At 41.3% G+C, this 21,102-nt stretch carries 18 protein-coding genes and 1 tRNA gene; 17 read left to right on the top strand and 2 right to left on the bottom strand.

All coding sequences use genetic code 11. The features are described 5' to 3' along the window. Positions 1–526: 526 nt before the first annotated feature. Positions 527–597 (bottom strand) — tRNA-Met (locus BHV72_RS14640). Between the two features lie 227 nt (positions 598–824). On the opposite strand from BHV72_RS14640, the gene BHV72_RS14635 reads away from it, so the two are divergent. The 4 genes from BHV72_RS14635 (at position 825) to BHV72_RS14620 (ending at position 5,684) form a co-directional block, all read left to right on the top strand. Next, positions 825–1,211 (top strand): START-like domain-containing protein, encoded by a 387-nt coding sequence (locus tag BHV72_RS14635; RefSeq protein ID WP_005678244.1) that lies wholly within the window; start codon positions 825–827, stop codon positions 1,209–1,211. Positions 1,212–1,287: 76 nt separating this feature from the next. Beyond that, positions 1,288–3,186 carry an LptF/LptG family permease gene (locus tag BHV72_RS14630; protein ID WP_055173010.1) on the top strand — a complete coding sequence of 633 codons (1,899 nt, stop codon included), beginning with the start codon at positions 1,288–1,290 and terminating at the stop codon, positions 3,184–3,186. A 7-nt stretch (positions 3,187–3,193) separates the two neighbouring features. After that, entirely contained in the window at positions 3,194–4,408 is a 1,215-nt protein-coding gene (locus tag BHV72_RS14625) for a bifunctional 3,4-dihydroxy-2-butanone-4-phosphate synthase/GTP cyclohydrolase II (protein ID WP_005682572.1), read from the top strand. 82 nt (positions 4,409–4,490) lie between these two features. Continuing rightward, complete coding sequence (locus tag BHV72_RS14620) at positions 4,491–5,684, top strand: pyridoxal phosphate-dependent aminotransferase (protein ID WP_022041591.1); 1,194 nt, start codon at positions 4,491–4,493, stop codon at positions 5,682–5,684. A gap of 145 nt (positions 5,685–5,829) precedes the next feature. Here BHV72_RS14620 and fdxA read toward each other — a convergent pair whose 3' ends face one another. Beyond that, positions 5,830–6,000, bottom strand: a complete 171-nt coding sequence (gene fdxA / locus BHV72_RS14615; protein ID WP_002559159.1) for a 4Fe-4S ferredoxin — start codon at positions 5,998–6,000, stop codon at positions 5,830–5,832. Between the two features lie 180 nt (positions 6,001–6,180). On the opposite strand from fdxA, the gene metA reads away from it, so the two are divergent. The 13 genes from metA (at position 6,181) to BHV72_RS14550 (ending at position 21,046) form a co-directional block, all read left to right on the top strand. Beyond that, positions 6,181–7,098: a homoserine O-acetyltransferase MetA gene (gene metA, locus BHV72_RS14610; RefSeq protein ID WP_022041590.1), complete on the top strand. Its 918-nt coding sequence runs from the start codon at positions 6,181–6,183 to the stop codon at positions 7,096–7,098. Beyond that, positions 7,095–8,924: a peptidase U32 family protein gene (locus BHV72_RS14605; protein WP_286856284.1), complete on the top strand. Its 1,830-nt coding sequence runs from the start codon at positions 7,095–7,097 to the stop codon at positions 8,922–8,924. The genes metA and BHV72_RS14605 overlap by 4 nt, the downstream gene beginning before the upstream one ends. Then, a complete protein-coding gene (locus tag BHV72_RS14600) occupies positions 8,921–10,003 on the top strand; it encodes a zinc ribbon domain-containing protein (protein WP_081447311.1) in 1,083 nt (360 codons plus the stop codon). Before BHV72_RS14605 ends, BHV72_RS14600 begins: the two co-directional genes overlap by 4 nt. Before the next feature lie 46 nt (positions 10,004–10,049). Further along, the gene (locus BHV72_RS14595) at positions 10,050–10,550 is read left to right on the top strand and encodes a GNAT family N-acetyltransferase (protein WP_005682576.1); all 501 of its coding nucleotides are present in this window, start codon (positions 10,050–10,052) and stop codon (positions 10,548–10,550) included. A 421-nt stretch (positions 10,551–10,971) separates the two neighbouring features. After that, entirely contained in the window at positions 10,972–12,345 is a 1,374-nt protein-coding gene (locus tag BHV72_RS14590; RefSeq protein WP_149921961.1) for an MATE family efflux transporter, read from the top strand. 137 nt (positions 12,346–12,482) lie between these two features. Next, positions 12,483–14,438: a DUF3857 domain-containing protein gene (locus BHV72_RS14585; RefSeq protein WP_005682577.1), complete on the top strand. Its 1,956-nt coding sequence runs from the start codon at positions 12,483–12,485 to the stop codon at positions 14,436–14,438. A gap of 6 nt (positions 14,439–14,444) precedes the next feature. Then, positions 14,445–15,998 carry a DUF3857 domain-containing protein gene (locus BHV72_RS14580; RefSeq protein ID WP_195414773.1) on the top strand — a complete coding sequence of 518 codons (1,554 nt, stop codon included), beginning with the start codon at positions 14,445–14,447 and terminating at the stop codon, positions 15,996–15,998. Between the two features lie 258 nt (positions 15,999–16,256). Continuing rightward, positions 16,257–16,778, top strand: a complete 522-nt coding sequence (locus tag BHV72_RS14575; RefSeq protein ID WP_122134397.1) for a helix-turn-helix transcriptional regulator — start codon at positions 16,257–16,259, stop codon at positions 16,776–16,778. 124 nt (positions 16,779–16,902) lie between these two features. Next, entirely contained in the window at positions 16,903–18,186 is a 1,284-nt protein-coding gene (locus BHV72_RS14570) for an ArnT family glycosyltransferase (RefSeq protein ID WP_122134398.1), read from the top strand. Further along, complete coding sequence (locus BHV72_RS14565) at positions 18,183–18,644, top strand: hypothetical protein (protein ID WP_022041581.1); 462 nt, start codon at positions 18,183–18,185, stop codon at positions 18,642–18,644. The genes BHV72_RS14570 and BHV72_RS14565 overlap by 4 nt, the downstream gene beginning before the upstream one ends. 73 nt (positions 18,645–18,717) lie before the next feature. Further along, positions 18,718–19,935: a DUF4934 domain-containing protein gene (locus BHV72_RS14560; protein ID WP_022041580.1), complete on the top strand. Its 1,218-nt coding sequence runs from the start codon at positions 18,718–18,720 to the stop codon at positions 19,933–19,935. A 10-nt stretch (positions 19,936–19,945) separates the two neighbouring features. Next, entirely contained in the window at positions 19,946–20,575 is a 630-nt protein-coding gene (locus tag BHV72_RS14555; protein WP_005678267.1) for a hypothetical protein, read from the top strand. A 12-nt stretch (positions 20,576–20,587) separates the two neighbouring features. Beyond that, positions 20,588–21,046, top strand: a complete 459-nt coding sequence (locus tag BHV72_RS14550; RefSeq protein WP_022041579.1) for a hypothetical protein — start codon at positions 20,588–20,590, stop codon at positions 21,044–21,046. Positions 21,047–21,102: the final 56 nt, after the last annotated feature.

Below are 21,102 nucleotides of genomic sequence, written 5' to 3'. Positions count from 1 at the left end.
CCTTATTAATTACCTCCTTCTCTTCTTAACTAATTTATGCTTATCCTTCTTAGCTGAATTTGAGAATAGTTGTTCTAACATTTCCCTTGTAATAGGTAAGTATGTTACTTCTGTTAATCTAGTCTCTCTAATCTCTTGTGGTAAATAGTGAATTGTGTTAGTCTTCTCTGTTACTCTCATATTAGAATTAATGTTAATAGATTAGTGATTGATTTATCTGCTACGAAGTTACAAAGAAGGGGGGTGTGAACATAATGTAAGAATGGAATCTTAAATAAATGATGTAAAGTTGCTTATTAGCGTTAATCTATCATTGCTCAAATATCCCTTTGGATGAAATTGGAGTATTATGGTTTAATGGATAAGTGGGAAGGATAATATTGACTGGAACTTGTTTGGGTAAAGTCAATTTGATATGTTTAATAATGAATAATGTTTAATCTAATTGATATATGATTTACACTGGTGTAAACCATAGTGTAAACCGCCACCAATTGATGTATAAAAGAAAAAGGCACCCAAGAGTGGAAGCCACCCGGGATTGAACCGGGGACCTCATGATTATGAATCATGCGCTCTAACCAGCTGAGCTATCCCGCCATCGTTTCTCGATTGCGGGTGCAAAGATAGATGTTTTTCTATAAACTCCAAAACAAATCACAACTTTTTTGTGTTTTTTCTTTAAGAAGGTTTTTAATTTTCTCTATAAACAGGGAGTTTGAGACTTGAAAATGAAAGAATAATTAAATAAAGTGTAGGATTTATGCCATGTATTTAGAAAAAAGTATTTATCTTGGCACACGTAAAAACAATTCGAAATTGCTATGAAAAAGGAAAAAATTCATTTGGAGTATTTGCTGAATGCGACATCTAAAAATATTCTTTGGGCAGCCATTAGTACACCTACCGGGTTGGAGGACTGGTTTGCAGACAAAGTGATATCCGATGATAAGATTGTAGAGTTTCATTGGGGAAAGACTGAGCAGAGAAAGGCTGAAATTACGGCGATACGTTCTTTCTCTTTTATCCGCTTCCGTTGGGAGGATGACGAGAACGAGCGCGATTACTTTGAAATTAAGATGACTTATAATGAGTTGACAAGTGACTACGTATTAGAAATCACTGATTTTGCGGAGCCGGATGAAGTGGATGATATGAAAGAATTGTGGGAGTCGCAAGTGGCTAAATTGAGAAGAACTTGTGGTTTTTAGTTAACTTTCAACTAAAAATTTTCGATGCTCCTTTTTTTGTGCTAATTTTGCGTCTTAAATGCACGAACCTATTAAGATGCTACGCATAAAGAAATTAGATATATTCATCGTAAAGAGCTTCATGATGCTCTTTGTGGGCACATTCTTCATTTGTCTGTTCATTTTTATGATGCAGTTCCTGTGGAGATATGTGGACGAATTGGTCGGAAAGGGATTGGAGATGAGCGTAATGGCTCAGTTCTTCTTTTATTCCGCATTGACATTAGTGCCAGTATCGTTGCCGTTGGCGGTGCTACTGGCTTCTTTGATTACTTTCGGTAACTTCGGCGAACGATACGAGTTACTCGCAATGAAGGCTGCGGGTATTTCCCTGCTCAAAATTATGCGTCCGCTTGTCTTTTTTGTCTGTGGTTTGGTGGGCGTTTCTTTCTATTTTCAGAATGTGGTAGGTCCCATTGCCCAAGCCAAACTGGGAACCCTGATTCTTTCTATGAAACAAAAATCTCCGGAATTGGATATTCCGGAAGGAGTTTTCTATTCCGAAATTCCCGATTATAATCTGAAAATTGCCAAGAAAAACCGGAAAACGGGTATGTTGTATGATGTGCTTATCTATGATCTGAAAGAAGGGTTTGAGAAAGCACGTGTTATTTATGCAGATTCCGGACGTCTGGAAATGACTGCGGACAAACAGCATCTTTGGTTGCATCTATATAGCGGAGACTTATTCGAGAATTTGAAAGCACAGAGTATGAAATCTCAGAATGTGCCTTACCGCCGTGAGTCGTTCAGGGAGAAGCACACGATTATTGAGTTTGACTCCGATTTTAATATGGTTGACGGTGATATCATGGGGCGGCAATCCAGTGCTAAGGATATGGCGCAATTGCAAAGTTCCATTGACTCTATGAAAGTACTAGGAGATAGTATCGGAAGACAGTATTATAAGGAAGTGGCCGAAGGAAATTTCCGTGCGTCTTACGGATTGACAAAAGAAGACACCGCCAAAATAGAAAAGGCGGATATTCAGGAATACAATGTGGATAGTCTTTATGAAGTGTCGCCTTTAATGCAAAAACAAAAGGTGATATCTTCCGCTGTTAGCCGTGCGGAAAACATGGCTAGCGATTTGACTTTCAAGAGCTATACGATGGAGACTAATGACTACGCTATCCGGAAACATAAGACGGAGTGGCATAAGAAGATAACGATTTCTCTTTCTTGTCTGTTGTTCTTCTTTATCGGGGCTCCGTTGGGAGGTATTATTCGTAAGGGAGGCTTGGGAATGCCTGTCATTGTATCGGTATTGGTATTTATCATCTATTATATCATTGACAATACGGGATATAAAATGGCACGTGACGGTAAATGGATCGTGTGGATGGGGATGTGGACAAGTAGTGCCGTGCTTGCTCCATTAGGCATCTTTCTGACTTATAAATCCAATAAGGATTCTGTGGTGTTGAATGCCGATGCGTATGTTAACTGGTTTAAAAAGGTTTTGGGAATCCGCAGTGTACGTCATCTATTTAAGAAAGAAGTTATTATAAATGATCCTGATTATGAGCGTATCCCTGGTGATTTGGAATCGCTCACAGCAGAGTGTAGGGCATATATTACCAAAAATCGTTTGACAAAAGCACCGAATTACTTCAAATTGTGGATGTCTACTGAGAAGGATGATGAGGTAATGGCTATCAATGAAAAACTGGAGGTATTGGTGGAAGAAATGTCTAACACTAAGTCGGCCACTTTGATAGGAGCATTAAACAATTATCCGGTCATTCCCGTTTCTGCTCATATACGTCCGTTCCATATCTATTGGCTGAATTTGGTAGCCGGGATTATTTTTCCTGTCGGGCTATTTTTCTATTTCCGTATCTGGGCATTCCGCATTCGTCTGGATAAAGACATGGAACGGATTATAAAAAACAATGAACAAGTTCAATTCATCATACAGAAAATTAATAAATAAGAGTGTTATGGAAGAAATTAAAATGGATAGAATAGAAGATGCGATTGCTGACTTCAAAGAAGGCAAGTTTGTTATAGTAGTAGATGATGAAGACCGCGAAAATGAGGGTGACCTGATTATTGCCGCTGAAAAAATAACTCCCGAGAAAGTTAACTTTATGTTGAAACACGCACGTGGAGTACTTTGCGCACCTGTCACAGTATCCCGTTGCAAGGAACTGGATTTGCCGCATCAGGTGAGCGACAATACTTCTGTATTGGGAACTCCTTTTACGGTTACGATTGATAAGTTGGAAGGCTGTTCAACGGGAGTGTCTGCTGCTGACCGTGCCGCTACGATTCAGGCATTGGCTGATCCTGCTTCTACACCGGCCACTTTCGGACGTCCCGGACATATCAATCCGTTGTACGCACAGGAAAAAGGAGTACTTCGCCGTGCCGGGCATACAGAGGCAACGGTTGACATGGCACGTTTGGCCGGCCTTTATCCGGCAGGTGCTCTAATGGAAATCATGAGCGATGACGGCACAATGGCCCGTCTTCCCGAACTTCGCGCAATGGCGGACGAACACGGATTGAAACTGATTTCTATTCACGACCTGATAGTTTACCGTCTGAAGCAGGAATCAATTGTAGAAAAAGGGGTAGAAGTAAATATGCCTACCGAACACGGAGCGTTCCGTCTGATCCCTTTCCGTCAGAAATCGAACGGATTGGAACACATGGCTATATTTAAAGGTACATGGAATGAAGATGAACCGATCTTGGTGCGTGTCCATTCGTCCTGTGCTACCGGAGATATTCTCGGTTCACAGCGCTGTGACTGTGGTGAGCAGTTGCATAAAGCAATGGAGATGATTGAAAAAGAAGGAAAAGGTGTCGTTGTTTATCTGAACCAGGAAGGCCGTGGTATCGGTTTAATGGAAAAGATGAAAGCCTATAAACTTCAAGAAGACGGCATGGATACCGTTGACGCTAATATTTGCTTGGGACACCTTGCTGATGAGCGCGATTATGGAGTAGGTGCGCAGATTCTTCGCGAACTGGGGGTACATAAGATGAGACTTTTGACAAATAATCCGGTGAAACGTGTAGGGCTGGAAGCCTATGGATTGGAAATAGTAGAAAATGTACCTGTTGAAACAGTTCCTAACCCGTATAATGAACGATACTTGAGAACAAAGAAAGAAAGAATGGGGCATACATTACATTTTAATAAGTAAATTGCCATTTCGTTTTCATATATCAAATATAATCGCTTATTTTGCAGCGAATTTCACTCAACAACAATAAAATAGATACAAAATGAATCAATTATCAGATCGTTTGAACAGCTTGTCGCCCTCGGCGACGCTTGCCATGTCGCAAAAGAGCAATGAGCTTAAGGCACAAGGCGTTGATGTTATTAACTTAAGTGTAGGAGAACCGGATTTCAATACTCCTGACCACATCAAGGAAGCTGCTAAAAAAGCCGTTGATGATAACTTTTCTCGTTATTCTCCGGTACCGGGTTATCCGGCTTTGCGCAATGCTATTGTTGAGAAACTGAAAAAAGAGAACGGTCTGGAATATACAGCTGCTCAGATTTCATGTGCGAATGGTGCAAAACAATCAGTTTGTAACGCAATCCTCGTACTGGTTAATCCGGGTGACGAAGTAATTGTGCCGGCTCCTTATTGGGTGAGTTATCCTGAAATGGTGAAACTGGCGGAAGGTACTCCCGTGATTGTTTCTGCCGGCATCGAACAGGATTTCAAAATTACACCGGAACAATTGGAAGCTGCTATTACTCCGAAGACAAAGGCATTGATTCTTTGCTCTCCGTCGAATCCGACAGGGTCTGTATATAGTAAGGAAGAATTGGCAGGACTGGCTGCTGTATTGGCAAAACATCCTCAGGTGATAGTGCTTGCTGACGAGATTTACGAACATATCAATTATATCGGTGCACACCAGAGCATTGCACAGTTCCCGGAAATGAAGGAACGTACAGTGATTGTGAACGGTGTATCCAAGGCTTATGCCATGACAGGCTGGAGAATAGGTTTCATCGCCGGTCCGGAATGGATTGTAAAAGCTTGCAATAAGTTGCAGGGACAATACACTTCAGGTCCTTGTTCCGTATCTCAAAAAGCAGCTGAGGCAGCCTATACAGGTACGCAGGAACCGGTGAAAGAAATGCAGAAAGCTTTCGAACGTCGTCGTGACCTGATTGTGAAGTTGGCTAAGGAAGTTCCGGGATTTGAAGTGAACGTGCCGCAAGGTGCTTTTTACCTGTTCCCGAAATGTAGCTACTTCTTTGGAAAGAGCAACGGTGAACGTAAGATTGAAAATTCGGACGACTTGGCAATGTACTTGCTTGAAGATGCTCACGTGGCTTGTGTAGGCGGTACTTCATTCGGTGCTCCTGAATGTATCCGTATGAGCTATGCTACAAGTGACGAAAACATTGTAGAAGCTATTCGCCGTATTAAAGAAGCGTTGGCTAAGTTGAAATAAGACTCATAGCTTAAAAAGATAAGGGCGCGATTTGCATTATGTAATTCGCGCCCTGTTTATTTAATTATTTCGTAAATCATCCGGTGCCGGAAAATAAAAAAGGCCGCCTTCCGTGGAAAGCAGCCTATACTTTTTGTAGATTGTATTATTCAGCCGGGTGAATTGCTTCAGACGGACAAACATCTGCACAAGTACCACAGTCAGTACATACATCCGGGTTGATAGAATAGATATCACCTTCAGAGATAGCTTCTACCGGACACTCGTCGATACAAGTTCCGCAAGCAATACAATCGTCACTAATTACGTAAGCCATTTTTCTAAGATTTAAATTATTAGTACTAATTTCTCCGGCAAAAATAAGGCTTTTATTGATTAGTTGTTATGCTTCTATGATTAAATTGACTTAATTTGTACGTCTTCTAAATAAGCAACATCCCTAATATCTGCTATATTTTTCGTATTTTTGCAGCCAAATTACTAATATATAGCGATTATGCCTTTAAATTTACCCGACAAACTCCCTGCGATAGAGCTATTGAAGGAAGAAAATATTTTCGTGATTGACACTTCCCGTGCTACGCAACAGGACATCCGTCCGTTGAGGATTGTAGTTCTGAACCTGATGCCGTTGAAGATTACGACAGAAACAGACTTGGTGCGGCTGCTTTCGAATACACCTCTTCAGGTAGAGATCTCCTTTATGAAGATCAAGAGCCATACCTCCAAGAATACGCCGATAGAGCACATGAAAACGTTCTATACCGATTTCGACCAGATGCGTCACGAGAAGTACGATGGTATGATTATTACCGGTGCTCCTGTGGAACAGATGGATTTCGAGGAGGTGACTTATTGGGATGAGATTACCGAAATCTTTGATTGGGCACGTACGCACGTCACATCCACCTTATATATATGTTGGGCTGCGCAAGCCGGATTGTATCATCATTACGGTGTGCCCAAATATCCGTTGGAGAAGAAGATGTTCGGTATTTTCGAGCACCGGGTACTACAACCTTTCCATTCTATCTTCCGTGGTTTCGACGATTGCTTCTATGTGCCGCATAGCCGTCATACAGAGGTGAGGAGAGAAGATATTCTGAAAGTTCCGGAGCTGACTTTGCTTTCCGAATCGAAAGATGCAGGCGTATATATGGTAATGGCTCGCGGCGGACGTGAATTTTTCGTGACCGGACATTCGGAGTATTCTCCGCTGACACTGGATACCGAATACCGTCGTGATCGGGATAAAGGCTTGCCAATAGAAATACCTCGTAATTATTACGTAGACGATGATCCCGATAAAGGCCCCTTGGTACGTTGGCGTGCTCATGCCAACTTGTTGTTCTCCAACTGGCTGAACTATTTTGTTTATCAGGAAACGCCTTACAACATTAATGATATTGAATGATAAAGCAGCGTAAGATAGAACTTCTGGCTCCCGCAAAAAACTTGGAGTGCGGAATTGAAGCCATAAATCATGGGGCGGACGCCGTATATATCGGTGCACCCAAATTCGGTGCCCGTGCAGCGGCTGTAAACTCTTTGGAAGATATTGAAGCACTGGTAAAACATGCCCATTTGTATAATGCCCGCATTTATGTTACTGTCAATACGATTCTGAAAGAAGAAGAATTGCAGGAGACGGAAGAGATGATTCATGCTTTGTACCGGATAGGTGTGGATGCATTGATTGTGCAGGATATGGGGATTACGCAGTTGAATCTTCCGCCGATACCGCTTCATGCCAGTACGCAAATGGATAATCGCACGCCGGAGAAGGTTAAGTTTTTGAAGGAGGCCGGTTTCCGTCAGGTGGTTCTGGCTCGGGAATTATCGTTGCGTGAGATAAAAAAGATACATGATACTTGCCCGGAAGTTCCTTTGGAAGTATTTGTACATGGGGCGCTTTGTGTCAGTTATAGCGGGCAGTGCTATGTCAGCCAGGCTTGTTTCGGGCGTAGCGCCAACCGGGGGGAGTGTGCGCAGTTTTGCCGTTTGCCTTTCAGTCTGGTAGATTCAGACGGGAAAGTGATGGTCAAGGATAAACACCTGCTCTCATTAAAAGACTTGAACCAGAGTGATGAGTTGGAACAGTTGTTGGATGCGGGAGCTTCCTCATTTAAGATAGAAGGTCGGTTGAAAGATGTATCTTACGTGAAGAACGTCATGGCTGCTTATCGGCAGAAACTGGATGCTATCTTTGCCCGTCGTCAGGAATATGTACGGGCCTCTTCAGGGACTTGCCGCTTTGACTTCCGGCCGCAACTCGACAAGAGTTTCAGTCGGGGATTTACCCATTATTTTCTGCATGGCCGTGATAAGGAAATCTTCTCTTTCGATACACCGAAATCTTTGGGAGAAGAAATGGGCACGATGAAAGAGGCACGTGGAAACTATCTGACTGTTGCCGGATTGAAATCATTCAATAACGGCGACGGTGTCTGCTATATTGACGAGCAAGGGCGTTTGCAGGGCTTCCGTATCAATCGTGTCGACGGCAACAAGCTCTATCCGCAGGAAATGCCGCAAATCAAGCCGCGCACCAGACTTTACCGTAACTTTGACCAGGAATTTGAACGCATACTTTCCCGTAAGTCGGCCGAAAGAAAGCTGTCCGTAAGTATATTACTGGCCGATAATAACTTCGGCTTTTCTCTGACACTGACAGATGAAGATGATAATAGTGTGACACTTTCTCTTCCCCGTGAAAAGGAACTGGCACGGACGCCGCAAACGGATCATTTGAGGACTCAGCTTGCCAAACTGGGCAATACGCCTTTCGAAGCGGAGAAGATAGAAATCTCCTTTGCAGATAACTGGTTCCTGCCGTCTTCCGTATTGGCAGATTTCCGTCGTCAGGCAGTGGAAAAACTGATAGCTGCCCGCCGGATTAATTATCATCAGGAACGCGCCGTATGGAAACCGACCAACCATGCTTTTCCGCAAACCGCATTGACGTATTTGGGAAATGTGATGAATACCCGTGCCGCCTCTTTTTATCAGGAACATGGCGTACAACAGATTGCCGGGGCTTATGAAAAAGAACGGGTGGAAGATGCGGTACTGATGTTCTGCAAACATTGTTTGCGGTATAGTATGGGTTGGTGTCCCATTCATCAACGCGTGCGGTCGCCTTATAGAGAACCCTATTTCCTGGTGTCGAATGACGGAAAGCGGTTCCGTCTTGAGTTCGATTGCAAGAATTGTCAAATGAAAGTAAAAGCAGCGCAATGAGAATGAACCACCGCAGAATGATTCGTTACAGACGACACAGAGGATATGGAGCTTCTGCCCTTTCTTTTGTAACTGCCTGTTGGAATGGCTTGTGGAAGGAGACACTTTTCTCTGTATCCTCCGTGTCCTCTGTGGTGAGTTTGCTGTTGTGCTTGTTTTTTCTTTCGTCCTGCCATTATGCCCGCCCCAATCTTTCTTCCGAAGAAATGCCGCAGAAAACGAAGGACTCTTTGAATTACCTTTATGAACGGCACTATACATGGAATACGAATCTGGAGTTAACGGCAGATTCCATTTTGCTGGAGTGCCTGCCTATCAAGGATACGTACATAAATCTTTATCGGGGAGATCGTGTGGTAGTGGCCGAGTTTGCCGTACATCCTGCCGATAGTGTAGATAGCGTTTGGGTGAAGCTGGCACATACGCAGGATGAACAGGGGTGGATACGCGAGGTGGAGTTGAAACGATCTTTTGTCCCTACGGATAGTATTTCTCAGGCCATTCATTTGTTTAGTGATACGCACGCCTCCTATTTTGTGGTTATCTTTGCACTTTTTGTCGGTGTCTATCTGCTTCGTGCCTTCCGTCGGAAGCAGTTGCAAATGGTGTATTTCAATGATATTGACAGTGTTTATCCGTTATTCCTGTGTCTGCTAATGGCCTTCAGTGCAACGGTTTATGAATCAATGCAGGTGTTTGTGCCGGACACATGGGAGCATTTCTATTTCAATCCTACTTTGTCGCCTTTTAAAGTTCCTTTTATTCTTTCAGTCTTTTTGTTGAGTATCTGGCTGTTCGTGATAGTCTCCCTGGCAGTGCTTGACGATTTATTCCGGCAGTTGACCCCCGCAGCGGCAATCTTTTATCTGCTGGGACTGATGTCCTGTTGTATATTCTGCTATTTCTTCTTTATTTTAATGGCGCATATATACATAGGTTATTTATTCCTCATCCTTTTTATTCTTGTTTTTGTAAAGAAAGTATATTGGAATAGTCGTTATAAATATTGTTGCGGACATTGCGGGGAGAAGTTGAAAGAAAAAGGTGTCTGCCCCCATTGCGGAGCAATCAACGAATAATTCTATTGCTGACTTATCGTATTCTTTTAAATAACTTTTTTAAGTGATGAAAATCAGAGCTACCGAACTAAAAGATCTTCCTAGAGTCATGGAGATATATGATTATGCCCGTGCCTTTATGCGTACAAACGGAAATGTAACTCAATGGATTGGCGGCTATCCGTCCGAAGCGTTGATTCGTCAGGAAATAGAAGACGGCCATAGCTTTGTCTGTATGGACGGTCAGGGGGAAATCTTGGGAACTTTTTGTTTTATTTTAGGTGAAGATCCTACCTACCAGCATATTTATGAAGGGAACTGGCTCAATGACGAACCGTATGGCGTGATCCACCGTTTAGCAACAAACGGTAAACGGAAAGGAGTATCAGATGCCTGCCTGAACTGGTGTTTTGAACAATGGGGCAATATTCGTGTCGATACACATCAGGACAATAAAGTGATGCAGCATATTCTGACAAAATACGGCTTTCAGCGCTGCGGCATTATTTATGTGAAGAACGGAACAGAACGTATTGCTTATCAGAAAAAACTTATTAAACAGTTATAATAGACATAAGTCTATGGATGAGAAAATGTTTCCAAACGTTGAAACTCGGTTTTCAAGGCTGGAAACTGGAGTTTCTCTATAGGGAAACTAGAGTTTCTGCGTATGGAAACTAAAGTTTCTAAGCGTTGAAACTGAAGTTTCTAACTATGGAAACGCCAAGAAACTTATGGCTTTGTACTTCTTAGTGAGTAGGAATAACTTTCCGTAGCTATGCCGACAGCCACATAATATCTGTTGCGGGTGGTAGATCGATGCTATACTTTTCAGCTTTATGGTACAGCTTCTCGGGCAGATATTTTAGCTCATTTTGAATACAAAAAAGAATCGATAGAGTGCAAAAAATATTTTATCCTTCTACTTTAAACCGGGAAGCTTGTTTTTCTTGTAACTTTGCAGCCAATTTAAGAAAAAGAAGCGTAGAATGATAAATAAATACGAAGAACGGCTGGGGACGGAACGTATGTTGCCGCTCATCTTTAAAATGGCACTTCCCGCAGTAGCTGCGCAGTTCGTCAATCTGCTTTATAGCATTGTCGATCGTGTATATATCGGACATATTCCGGGCATCGGAACCGATGCGCTTGCCGGTGTCGGAGTGACTACTTCCCTCATTATTTTGATTTCCTCTTTTTCTGCGATTGTCGGTGGCGGTGGTGCGCCGTTAGCCGCCATTGCGCTCGGGCAGGGAGATCGTGTGCGTGCCGGTAAAATATTGGGAAATGGTTTCGTCCTTCTGATATTATTTACCTTGCTTACGTCTTTTATCGCATATACATTTATGGAACCCATTCTCCTTTTCACGGGAGCTTCGGCGAATACATTGGAGTATGCCGTGGATTATCTTTCCATTTATCTGCTGGGTACTATATTTGTAGAAATATCGACAGGACTGAACAGCTTTATTAATGCACAAGGGCGTCCTGCCATTGCTATGTTTTCCGTTCTGATCGGTGCTTTGCTGAATATTATCCTTGACCCTATCTTCATCTTTGGGTTTAATATGGGTGTGAAAGGAGCAGCTTTGGGCACAGTGCTTTCACAGGCTTGCAGTGCGGCCTGGGTACTGACTTTCCTTTTTTCCAAACGCGCCTCTCTGCCTTTGGAGAAACCTTATATGAAACTGGACAGAAAAATAATCCTTTCCATATTGGCTTTGGGAGTTTCTCCGTTCATTATGGCGAGCACGGAGAGCTTGGTCGGGTTTGTGCTTAATAGCAGCCTGAAAGAGTTCGGAGACATCTACATCAGTGCATTGACAATTCTGCAGAGTGCGATGCAGTTTGCCAGTGTACCACTGACCGGATTCGCACAGGGATTTGTTCCGATAATAAGCTATAACTATGGGCACGGCGATAAGCAGCGTGTAAAAGAATGCTTCCGTATTGTGCTGATAACCATGTTCTCTTTCAACCTGTTATTAATGCTTTTCATGATTCTGTTTCCTTCAACGGTAGCTTCCGCGTTTACGAGTGACGAAAGACTGATTGAAACAGTCCGTTGGACGATGCCTGTATTTTTGGGCGGTATGACTATTTTCGGATTGCAGCGTGCCTGCCAGAATATGTTTGTAGCGTTAGGACAGGCTCGGATTTCTATTTTCATTGCTTTGTTGCGTAAGGCAATACTGTTGATTCCGCTGGCATTGATATTGCCGCATTTTATGGGAGTGACAGGTGTATATGCGGCTGAAGCTATATCCGACGCGACAGCGGCGATATGTTGTACGTTGTTGTTCTTTTGGCAATTTCCCAAAATATTGGGAAAGATTCAGGGGAATACACTACGCACGAGTTAATTTCTGTTTCTGCTGGATGTGATATTCGGCGAACGCCCTGATTACACATGACGCGATAAGTAATATCGGAGATAAACTTCGCATACTCAAAGATTTTACTTACATTTGTTCCTATAAATAAAATGTAAGTAAAAAACATGAGAAAACAACTATCAGTTACATTAGCTTGTTTCCTTCTTTCTTCGGCTACGGCGCTCGCTCAAAGCTGGAAATCTTATGAAAATACTGCGAAGGGAAAGACTTATGAAACATCCGATTACGTGACATTGCTGGATAGTACGTTGGTATCTGTCCAACCTACCGGGCAAGGCTCGTTTGCTGTGTGTAAAGTGATTAAAGTACAGACTCCGAGAGGGGCAGTGGCTAACCGGGTAATTAAATACGATTATGACCCTCTGACCGCCTATGCCGAGTTTAAGCGTGTAACCGTCTATCGTGCCAATGGCAAGGTTGACGAACTGGATGTAAAGAAAACCTGTGATTATGCTGCTCCTGCCCGGGCTATTTACTGGGGAGCGAGACAAATAATGCTCGAAATCGGCGCTTTGCAACCCGGTGATGTTGTGGATTATGAGATAGCCAAGAAGGGGTTCACTTATGCGTTGCTTGGAGCCGGTGATGAAGACGATTCTCGTTTTATCCCGCCTATGCGCGGGCAATTTTATGATATTGTTCCTTTCTGGAGCGCTGCCCCCACCGTGCGTAAAGTTTATAAAGTAGCTGTTCCTATGGAGAAAGAACTGCAATTCCAGTTCTATCAGGGGGAATGTGCTTCGTCCATGCGTTATGAAAATAATAGCAAGGTATACACTTTTGCCATGGATAATGTAATGCCTTTCGGCAGAGAGCCGAATATGGTGGATCTTTTCGATGCAGCTCCCAAATTGATGATGTCTTCCACTCCTCAATGGAAAGACAAATCTTTGTGGTTCAACAAAGTGAATGAAGACTATGGTAGTTTTGCCCCACTGCCCGAAGCGCAGAAAAAAGTGGATGAACTGATAAAAGGCAAGAAGACCGAAATGGAAAAGATTGCCGTGCTGACTCATTGGGTGGCTGATAATATCCGTTATGCCGGTATATCCATGGGAAAAGGAGAGGGCTTTACACTTCACAATACCAAGATGAACTATACCGACCGTTGCGGAGTCTGTAAAGACATAGCGGGTACACTGATTTCTTTCCTGCGCATGGCCGGTTTCGAAGCCTATCCGGCTATGACAATGGCGGGTAGCCGTGTGGAAAGCATTCCTGCCGACCATTTTAATCACTGTGTGGCAGTGGTGAAGTTGAGCAACGGAACATACATGCCACTCGATCCTACCTGGGTTCCTTTCTGTCGCGAACTATGGAGCAGTGCCGAACAGCAGCAGAACTATCTGCCGGGTGTGCCCGAAGGTTCTGATTTGTGTATCACTCCGGTTTCAGCTCCCGAAAATCATTATGTGCGTATCAAAGCCGATAACCGCTTGGATGCAGACGGTACTTTGCGCGGTACTTTCACTCTTACCGCCGAGGGGCAGAGTGACAGTAATATCCGCCGTATCTTTACTACCGGATTCCGGAGCGAATGGAAAAATACAATGGAAAGCCAGCTTTTAGCCATATCTCCCAAAGCTAAATTGCTGAGCGTAGACTACGGCAAGAATCCTAAAGACTATCAGGCAGCACCTATTAAAATCACTTTCCGTTATGAAATACCGGACTATGCATTGAAAGGTGAGAAGGAGATGTTCTTCCGTCCGTTGGTGATGAATAACCTTTATAATCAGGTACGCTCTTATTTGCGTATCGATACTTCACTGAAAGAGCGTAAGTATGGTTTTAAAGATGGATGTTCGCGTTTGGTTGAACTGGATGAAACGATTCAACTTCCGGCAGGATACAAGCTGGCGAATGCCGACAAGAATGAGACAATGCAAGGTACGGGAGCCGATTTTGAGGGTTCATTGGCGCAGCAAGGAAACAAAGTGCTGCTTCACAACAAACTGGCTTTGAAGAAACGTGTTTATGAGGCTGCTGATTGGGATAGTTTCCGTAATGCTGTGAATGCGCACAAAGCGTATGGTGAATATTTAGTGATTAAAAAGTAGAGCAGAATGAAAAATATACATTATTATATAGTTACGCTGGTGGTACTCTTATTTATGGTAGCTCCGGCAAAAGCGGTATCCGAAGCCGAATTCGGGAAATTGCACAAAACGTACATCTTGCATACTGACGGTAGCCAGGAGATGCGTGTACAAAAGGAACTGACATTGTTTACCCATACGGCAATGAATCGTCTGTATGGCGAAAGTTTTATTGTTTACAATCCGGAGTTTCAGGAATTGAAGATTCACGAATCGTATACCCGTCAGAAAGATGGCAATATCGTTAAGACGCCCGAAAACGCGTTTGTTGAGGTACTTCCTTCTGCTGCAGCCGATGCTCCGGCATATAATGGTCTGAAAGAAATGGTTGTAGTCCATACCGGATTGGAGCTGGGAGCTACTATTTATCTGGATTACTCGGTTATTACCCGTCCGGGGTATCTTCCCGAACTGGATGTGTGCGAGCAGATAGAGGAATTATCTCCTATCAGGGAGTATGTGCTTTCGGTATCGGTACCCGAAAACAAACCTTTGCATTATGAGTTATTGAATGGAAAAGCTGTTCCGGTGGTGAAAACAGCGGGTGGTGTAAAGACTGTGACCTGGGCGTTGAAGAATGTGCAACTTCGTCCTAGTATGCTTGCTGTTTCTTTGCCGGCAGGTAACGTACAGGCTATTGTGGCTTCTACGTATGCTTCAAAAGCCGATGCGTTGAAAGTGATTAAACGGCAATTTGAAAGTAACGACAAAGAAGTTTCTGAACTGGCAAAGAGGTTGACTGCCAATACACAAAGTTCGGAGCAAAAAACGAAACAACTCACTGCTTACGTGCAAGGATTAGGAAACTGCCGTTTGTCATTGTCACAAACCGGGTATCGTTTGCGTCCGGTTGCCGAAGTGATTCGTTCGGCTTATGGAACGGAAGCGGAGAAAGCGGCTTTGCTGGCTGCTTTGCAACAGGCAAGCGGCATTCAGGCCGAAGTAAAGGCTGTCTTTCCTAAAACAGAAGATAAGGATGCGGCAGGACTCGCTGCTGTCAGCAGACTGTTTGTTGCTGATAATGCTATTGCCGATATACAGGATTTTGTATCTGTTGTCAACATGGACGCCCGGCCGGTGACTTTGGAAGGAGTTTCCCATGTTATTTCGCAAACCGACACATTACGAGTGACGGCAGAAGCCGGAAAAACTTTGGAAGCAGGTTACCGGAAATTTGAACTGCCACAGGCGCGGAATGGTTGGGCTGCTTATGAAGGACGTTCAACAGTTGTAAATACGACTCGCCCGGTTAATCTGTTATTGAGATATTTACCTGATGAAACTTATACTTGTATTGTGAAAGTTGCTGACGGGATGAGGCCGGTAGTGCTGCCGACTGATAAGAAGATTGATAATCCGGTAGGTACCGTAGGAGTTACAGTGAAAAAAGCGGCAAAGGAGATAAAGATTGTCCGTACCTTGAAACTGAAAAAGCAATTGATAACTCCGGCCGAATATCCGGCATACTATCGTTTGATGTCGGAATGGTTGGATACCGGTGAAAGCGTTTTGTTATTTTAATCTGTCTTCTGCTGTTTTATAGGCGATGAAGCAGCAGAAGACTTCGATACGCTGCTCGGTAAAGTGGAATATGGGGAGTGTTTTCAAAGTTCCTTTTGATATGCGGAAGGCCTTAAGTAAAATTTTACATAAGGCCTTCCGCATATCAAAAGGAACGAAATGTTAAAATATACCTAGGGGTGTGGGGACAGACGCTCCTGCGGTGTATTTATATTATAGAGAAGCATTAAATCTGGATACAAATAAAAAACACTCGTCATGAAAATGGATAAACTAAAAAAGGATGATATTCAGTTAGAAAAAACAGTATCTGAATTAAAGGAGAGGCTGAAATACAAAGATGAACAGAACCTAAACTTAATCCAGCGTAATCGAGAGCTGAAAGCTAAACTCGGATCGCTGTTATCTCTTAAAAATGAATTAACTGAAAAAGAATTATTATTGACAGTTGGTTTAGAGTCATTGTTGCTTTTGAAGAAACATCGATATAATCACATCAAGAAAGAGGAAGACTGGCTGTTGCTTTACGATGCTGTCAATATATTATATGGAGATATTAGCCATATAGTTTCTTCCTTTGGCCTAACCTCTCAAGAGATGAAGGTTTGTTACCTTACTTATATAGGAATCGCCATCTCTGAACAAGCGAAAGTCCTGATTATTGAGACAAATACAATCAAAAGGTATAGAAACAGGATAAAAAACAAGTTGAAATTAGGAGAAGAAATTCTACTATCTGTCTACCTAAATCTCAATTCAAAGAAGATAAATAAGGATTAAAATACAGATAATCAACAAAATGAACGTATGGATAATTTACACATTTTGTCCTCCTCCAATAATTGCATGATATTATAATCCAGACTATTTTTGTCTCACAATAACAAATATATTACTTAATGCTATGAATACATCAACATTTGCCAAAACGATTGTCTCACATTGGAGTGTTATTGCAGTTGTTGCTGTATTGATATATTATAGTATATTTTCGCACGAATTTCAATTGTATTGGGATGATCAGTGGCAAGTGATTAATTCGATGACGAACGACGGGATATCATTGAAGAATTTGCAGACTATATTCCACAGTATTAGTAACGGTCAATACTCCCCAATCAATCAATTATACTACACGCTTATTCATCTATGCTTCGGCTACAGTAGTTTAGCCTTTCATATAGGTAATTTGCTGTTTCATATATTCAATGCCTGTTTAGTGTACTTATTGGCCTATTCTTTTATAAGAAATCATTTTGATTCTAAAAAGGCATTGGGTATATCCTTCTTCACCGCACTGTTATTTGCCATACACCCGGTTCAGGTAGAAACCGTTTGCTGGATTAGTGCGTCGAAGATAGTGCTTAGCACTTTTTTCTATTTGTCGGCACTGATATGCTACATACAATATATGCGCAATAGTAAATGGCAGTATCTTCTAGCGAGTGTGGTCAGTAGTATATTGGCTATGGGCTGCAAAGAACAGTCCGTTATTATAGTTCCATGCTTGTTGCTGTTCGACTGGATGCTGTTCAAAAGAAATATGCGTTCCTTGAAAGTGTATATCGAAAAAGTATATTATCTCATTCCTGCTATTGCCATCTTTATAGTTACCCTTGTGGCCAACAAAGATACAGGAGAAGAAATCATAGGATATACGATAGTAGATCGTTTTATATTCCTTTGCTATTCAGTGTTTAAGTATCTCTTGATTTCGGCTATTCCTTTCAAGCTTTCCTATCTTTATCCTTTCCCCTTTCAGGTAGGCGAAAAGATACCCATGGCTTTATGGATATACCCATTTGTTATCCTATTCATAGGATATGTGATATACCTGAACCGCAAAAAGCCATTATTGGTCTTTTGCACGCTGTTTTTCATATTACATCTGTTGCCGGTGCTTCATGTGATTCCGCTACCCCGCTACGTTGTTGTAGCTGACCGCTATCTGTATATACCGTATATTGCGTTTGCAATTGGGCTTTCCATATTGTCATATCATCTATACGAACGCCAAAGAAAGTGGATTCTATATGCCGGATTCCTATATTGTTCATACCTATGCGTTTACACCGCCAGCTATGCTCCTGCATGGAAGAACTCAGATACTTTGAAAGAGCACTTTAAAGAAGTTTTAAAGAAAAGAGAAACTAACCTTAGTATTAATTTTAAACACGAGAAACAATGAAAAAGAACAAAATCGTAGTATTAGCCGGAATGGCTTTACTAATGGTAGGAACTATTTTAAACGTGCATGACGCGCTTAATGAGTTCGGAGTAATGGAGATATCACTGCATCCGCAGGTGATGGCGCAGACGGGGACGACATCCGGAACTACAACTAACATGGGAAAACAATTAGAGACAGATGTGAAATGCACAAAAACAACCACCACCTCGAGTTCTTCATCTGTCACAACGGGTACTAGAACCGATACTAATATCAATGGTGGTATTAGTGCAGGTAATGGAATCATAGGTGGTTCTATTGGAGGTGATCATTCATGGGGCTCAAACTCTTCATCTGGTTCATCAACAACCACTACTGAAACTGTAGTACAAGAATTTAATGCTAAAAAGTATTACTGTGGTCCAGCCACAAATTACGTTGAAGTTTGTAGTATTACTGATCCTTGCCGTCAGTAATGATTAAAAATGCTAAGTTCATGGATTCCTAATGCTATGGACTTAGTATATAATTTTTTTAAATATATATTGTATGATAAACTATAAGTCATTATCAAAATTGTTCACACTTTGTTGTAACATTGTTACAGTAATCATTCTCTTCATAAACATTGGCTGTCAGACACCCCAAAATAAAGTTTCAACAGGCGAGCATATTATTTCCGATTCAACTCTTATTCATATAAATGTTGATCCGGATGGAGAAGAATCCTATGCTTTCGACAGCTTGATCGATGATATATCATACATCAAATTGGAAACAAACAGCGACTGTTTAATAGGAAACATACATCAGATACTTTGCTCTAATGAGTATATTTTCATAATGGATGTTTTTGTTGCAAATGCTGTATATTGCTTTGATAAACACGGCAATTTCGTTCGGAGAATCGGAAAAGTAGGACAAGGTCCTGGTGAATACTCGCGTTTATGCAAAATGTGTCTAACAAGCGATCAAAAACAAATAGTTTTGTATGACTGGAATCGTCTTCATTATTACGATTTGAATGGGAAGCATATAAAAGATGTATCTCCTAGCTTTTATGCAAATGATATTGAATTGATTAATAATGATTTTATTGCTGGGTTTATAGAAGCTGGTATGGACGATGATTCTCAACGGCAAATGCTATCTGTTTATGACAAAGATTTCAAACTACTTTATAGAGAATTCCCAAGTTTTTATAACGAGGTATTTCACTTAAACAATGGAATGCATCCTTTACGTAGTTTTGGAAATGACATTTATTTAAAAGAGCCATGGACGCATAATATTTATAAGATAGAGAAAGATCGTTGTTACGAGAAATATAGAATAAATATAACTAATGGTGGATATCCAGAAAGACCAGAGGACATGAACAGTGATACATATATAAAAATAGTCGGAACAAAAGTTCATATGGCAGACTATGTTATATTAGAGGACTATGCATTGTTCTATTTTAGCAAAAATGGATTCACTTGGTCTCCTTTCGTTATTTATTCTCATAAAACGAAAAAGACTTATAAGTGTAATGGCAGATATTACAATCCTTTATTTTTTGCACATTCTCCAGGAAATACACCCATAGTTTGTTATGACAAAGAAACTTTTCTTATTCCGCAATCTGCCACTACTGTTATGCGTATGAAAGAGCGAATTTATAATTCGCCATTAATTAACGATAGCAAGTTAATGCAGTTATATGATGGATTAACGGAAGATAGTAATCCTGTCTTATTCCTCCTACATATTAAATCTATTTAAATGTAACAGGATGAAAAAGAATATCAACATATATATTGTTGGCATATTAGCACTATTATTACTAGGTGTCAATATGGTCACTTTAAAGAAGTATAAGGCCCTAAAGACGTATTGTCAGGAACAGATTGCTGATAAATCCATTACCGGACAAAAAGAAATGGCACTATGGGTAAATTCTCAAATTGCTTTCTCGGTGAATGGAATGAAAATGCCAAATATCTTATTAAAAGAATACAATGGTGTCACAATTCCGCTTGAGGAATATATGAAAGGGAGAAAAGAAGTGTTAGTAGTAAGAGTCAACGAATTATATTGCAGTGATTGCGTCAATTTCATACTTCAAAAAATAGGGCGTTTATCTAAAGAATTAAATCTTGACGAGAATATTTTGCTTATTGGAAGCTACCAATCGTCAACAGCTCGTAGATATTTAGAGAAAAACATGAAATTGCCTTCTACTGTATTTGATATAGAAAATGGAAATTTATCTCTCCCATTGGAAGAAGAAGGTTTTCCATATTGCTTTTTGTTATCAAGTGACATGACAATTTTACATGCTTTCATACCCGACAAAGCTGTTCCTGATTTGGCAAACAATTATCTTAAAAACATAAGTCAACGATATTTTCAAACCAATTAAAAATTTAGAATTATGAAGAAAAGAATTTTATTGTTATGCTTGTTTTGCATGACATTGGGTTTTGCCTATTCGCAAGAGCCTGATCCTCAGATAACAAATATGACTAAGGTTGTTATTTGCACATCTGATAAAAAATCGCTTATAAAAGCTGAGAGTTTAAAAGAAATATGGAAACCGGCTTATATCCATACTATCTCAATAAGTCCAAAGGCTAATCTCAAAGCACTTATTCGGTTGGAAGAATTATTGCAGAAAACTCCGATGTTATACAATCCGGAAAATACACTGATTATTTGTACAGACAAGTATCTTGAACTTATAAAGGAAGCGGCAGCGGGGTATAAACTCGTTCAACTCCCCAATTTGGGATCTTCGGAATCTATGATTGTAGAGGGAAAGATTACTCCTTTGACGAAGGAAGACAACGAACCGGGATATGACTTTAAATTTGTAGAAGAGAAAGCTCTATAGTTCTGCCTATTAGATGCAAATAATGAATCATGCAGTTCCTGAAAAAACATATTACT

The organism is Bacteroides sp. 43_46, assembly GCF_001915455.1.
GTDB classification, from domain to species: Bacteria; Bacteroidota; Bacteroidia; order Bacteroidales; family Bacteroidaceae; genus Bacteroides; species Bacteroides caccae.
Note: the sequence above shows the minus strand (reverse complement) of the source record. Positions and strands in the feature narration are given on the sequence as shown.